1 protein-coding gene is annotated in these 541 nt (G+C 67.8%); it reads right to left on the bottom strand.

The features are described from left to right. On the bottom strand, nt 1-529 hold a 529-nt coding region (locus tag IEZ19_RS50170; protein WP_189318005.1), incomplete at its 3' end, for a hypothetical protein. Between the last annotated feature and the right edge of the window lie 12 nt (nt 530-541).

Here is a 541-nt window from a genome sequence, read left to right as displayed (position 1 = left end):
CTTTGTTGATCTCGCAGGAGGCGATGTTGTGGCTGCCCGACGCGGTGGACTGCGAGACGACCTTGCCGTTGATCTTCAATTGGCAGGTGATATGGCCGCTGCCCTGAAGCTGTGCGGTGATCGCGTAGTGCTGCGGGTTCTCGAGCGGTCTGGTCACGTTCATCGGCGCTTTGCCCTGGGTGAAGGCTCCGGCCGGGCCGTACTGCACGTCGGCGCCGCTGGTGCCGGTGACGACGTAGGTGACGGTCTGTGGTGCCTCCTTGTGGGGGGCAGAGCGTGAGGCGGAGGCCTTGGAGCCGTTGCCGGTGTCCGAGGGTGCGGCGGCCGGGCTCTTGGCGCTACCGCTGCTGGGCTTGCCGCCGGTGGCAGCGGAGATCGCGCCGGCGATGACCAGGATGCCGACGACGCCCAGGCAGCAGACTCCGGCACAGGTCTTGCCCTTGCTCTTCTTCTTGTGAGGTTTCGGGGCCTGTGGCTGGGGCGGCTGCTGTGGCTGGCCGGGCTGCTGGCCCCGAGAAGGCGTGGACATGCGCGGGTACCC

The organism is Streptomyces brasiliensis (assembly GCF_014647875.1).
GTDB lineage: Bacteria > Actinomycetota > Actinomycetes > Streptomycetales > Streptomycetaceae > Streptomyces > Streptomyces brasiliensis.
This window is presented reverse-complemented; position numbering and strand designations above follow the sequence as displayed.